The 3,143-nt window shown below is 33.1% G+C and carries 4 protein-coding genes and 1 pseudogene; all 5 read right to left on the reverse strand.

All coding sequences use genetic code 11. The annotated features are described in order from the left end of the window. Window positions 1-434: pseudogene (locus JJQ98_RS08715) on the reverse strand (lipase); the annotation flags it as partial. Between the two features lie 9 nt (window positions 435-443). Then, window positions 444-1,886, reverse strand: a complete 1,443-nt coding sequence (locus tag JJQ98_RS08720) for an alpha/beta hydrolase family protein (protein WP_151105346.1) — start codon at window positions 1,884-1,886, stop codon at window positions 444-446. Continuing rightward, window positions 1,883-2,323, reverse strand: coding sequence for a hypothetical protein (locus JJQ98_RS08725; protein WP_247596742.1), 441 nt, complete (start codon window positions 2,321-2,323; stop codon window positions 1,883-1,885). Before JJQ98_RS08725 ends, JJQ98_RS08720 begins: the two co-directional genes overlap by 4 nt. A gap of 139 nt (window positions 2,324-2,462) precedes the next feature. Beyond that, a complete protein-coding gene (locus JJQ98_RS08730; RefSeq protein ID WP_151105344.1) occupies window positions 2,463-2,615 on the reverse strand; it encodes a diadenosine tetraphosphate hydrolase in 153 nt (50 codons plus the stop codon). After that, window positions 2,612-3,143 (reverse strand): hypothetical protein (locus JJQ98_RS08735; RefSeq protein WP_210670819.1); only part of this gene is annotated, 532 nt, incomplete at its 5' end. The genes JJQ98_RS08735 and JJQ98_RS08730, both read right to left, overlap by 4 nt.

The following is a 3,143-nucleotide window of genomic DNA, read 5'->3' on the forward strand; positions in this document are numbered from 1 at the left end:
CTTAATTGAGAGATTCTTTCTTGTTCCTCTTTATAGTCTTGTTCTCTTTGCTCTCGTAGATTCATTATGGTTTTATACAAGGCTTTTCTAGCATTAAGATATTCATTGCTTAAGGAATCTTTATTAGCAATAAAAGAGAGATAAAATGCGGATTTGTAGCCTAAAATCCTAGCAGCATTTTCTTGTGTGATAAAGCTTTCATTATTTTCATTACAAATAGCAAATGGCTTACAGGCATATAGGGCTCTAAGTAAATGAAGTGGGGAGTCTTTTGTGAGGGATTGAATAACCCCTAAACTCAAAGGTTTAACAAAAAAATTTTTATCTTTATTTCTAAGATTAAAAAAGCTTTCTTCTAAAATGTCTTCTTCCAAAATATCATCGCAATCTTTCCCTATATATTGGAACTCATAATGTAAATCATCATATTGCATAGCTATCCTTTATCTCACTAATTGTTGCCAACCACACCAATAGCAGTTTATGGAATCTATCATAGGGGCAGAATCCTCTGTAATTCTGGATTGCACCAAAAGCTCTTCATAAATATTTTTTATGGATACTAAAATAATCAACCACCCAGCCACATTCCCCATTTTTATAGTTTTTAAAGCCCCTTTTACTGCTCCACTTCTCTTAAAATCATCAAATTTTGTTATCAATTTAATAGCATTGAGCTTTAATTCAATGGTTTCACTAGCCACTATATGATTACCAAATTGTTGCATTATCGTTTCTGTATCTGCTATATCTATGGTGTAAATTCTATAAATTTCGCTTTGTTGTAGAGCAGTTGGCAGTTCTTTATGACTATTTGGCAGATATGCAATGAGATTATTGACTGCTTTACTTAATTCTTGATTAAGCGTAAAGACTTCGGTATCAATAGTATGTGGGATAAAGCCATCAAGGCGTGTTTTTACAAAGATATTATCCCCTATCTCAGCTCTATGGATTTCTTGAAGTAGCAAACTTGCCCCTATCTGTGCGGTTTGATAATTATAAGAATTATTGTGTTTTTCTAAAAACTCTCTTTGCAGATATTTTGGAATCTGTTCTTGTATCTCTTTGTCGTTGCAAACAAGCAGTCCTTTATCTAATTTCACATTATTTTTAAGCCTCTCATCGACTTGAATGCTTACAAACTCATCAAGATTACTATCATAAACACTAAAGTCAAAGGCAACTTGCTTGGTTATTTCATTAGCGACATTCAATGCCATATCAACAGATTGTGTTACAAGATTTTGCGTTACCCCTGTGGCATTAAAGGTATAGACTTTATGAACTACTTCGGGGAAAGAAAGGGCAAAAAGCTGGGCTAGATACCCACCAAAGACATGTCCTGTGATAGTAAGCTTTTTATCTTGAATGATAGGCTTTACTTTTTCATCATAAAATCGCAACAAACTTAAATAATAATTGATAGATACCTTACCTCGAATAATCTTTATCCCAGACTTCACAGCATTTATAAGATTCCAATTAATTCTAAATATATCAATACCTCTTATAGTTAGGATATATTCATTATCCTCTGTATCATAGAATAAAGTGGCAGAGAAACCTGTGTCATTAAAAAGGGTGGAAAACTCTGTGTTATCTTGATGAAAGGCTAAGACTTCAAATCGTGTAATAAAATGATTAGCTTGAGAATTGCTAAAATTGACATTGTATTTTTCAAAGATGAGGAATTGAGATTCGGTAAGGGCTTGGTGGTAGGTGGGATTGTCTTTCTTTTGATTCTCTCTCATTTTATACATTTTGCTATCTTTGTTGCCCACAGAATCCACACCAAACATTCCCTCATTCAATCCTTCACTATAACTAGCCCAACAAAGTTCTGCATATTTGACTAATTGCATATATTTATACATTTTTGTCATTTTAACCACCATCTTTGCTTAATGAGTTCTTTGGTTTTATCGATATAGGCACAAGTAACTGTTCTTTCATTCTTTGGCACTAAGCCTATATCATACCAAACGAATGTTTTATAAGTTCTAACTAAAATATTTGTATTGTGTTCATAGACTTTCAACACTGCTTCCTTTATACGCCAAGCTACCATTTTTTCCTCCCAAATATCCATATCTTTGATTGTGCTTTTTCTTATTCTATCATAAGCCTCCTGATTATAAATCGTGGTTGTATCGCCTCCCTCCTCCCTACACAACCTCTCAAACTCTCTAAAGCTAGGTTGCCACTCAAGTGGGACAAAGCTAAAGGCAAACCAAGAAAGCATAATAAGTGGATAAGGTAAGGCTAGATAGAGTTTTTTAACTCTTAGATTCTTTTTAAAGATTCTATTAAAACTCCACACACAGAATCGTAAAAAGAGATACACCCATATACAAGAAAGGATAAAAAGCGTAATCCAACCAAAAAAGGGAAAGGGAATAAAGGTAAGGATATATAAGAATTGGATATTAAAAAAAGTCAGGATAATAAGAATTGAATATTTAATGGAGGTTTTCATTAGGATTCTTACTTTTTAGCTCATCTAAGAAATAATCTATTTCCTCATTTTCATCAATATAATGTAGCATTGCATAACTTGCATCAGCTACATCTGCATAATCTTTGAGTTGCTCTATAAAGTCTTTAGGATTCAATGTCTTGCTCCTTTCCCTTTTTCATCACTTTTTATGAATTTACCATTTTCTAAGTAAAAGATATTATCTCCTGCTATATCAACAGAATAGCTATTTGTTAATCTAAATCCTGCTCCCTCATCACCATAGAGTCCATAAGTGGTTATGGTAGTAGAGATATAAGTAAGCATTGTTATAGGGATTACTTTACCATTTTTATCGAGATAATAACTTGTTACTCTTAATCCACCCTTAAGCCTATTATACACTTCATCACCCATATATTCTTTGATTTTTTGGTAGTAGGGATTCAAATCAGTTTCTTGAAGTTCTTTTTTTGAAAGTCCTTTAATATAGTATTTGCAACCATTGGGGAGGATTTGAGGGAGATTTTTATCAATAGCCTCTCTTTGCTCCCAAAAGGTATCTCCTAATGTCACTTTTTGTCTTGCTTCCTCCCTTTCCTTTTCTTTCTGTATTATCTCATCTCTTATCTCTTTATCAAAGACATAGATTCCACCATATTCCTCTGCTATTCTTCCTGTTTCT

It is taken from the genome of Helicobacter pullorum NCTC 12824 (assembly GCF_017979475.1).
GTDB classification, from domain to species: Bacteria; Campylobacterota; Campylobacteria; order Campylobacterales; family Helicobacteraceae; genus Helicobacter_D; species Helicobacter_D pullorum.

Coding starts and splice junctions, on each gene's coding strand:
- JJQ98_RS08720 (WP_151105346.1), bottom strand. CDS start 1,886: ATGACAAAAATGTATAAATATATGCAATTAGTCAAATATGCAGAACTT.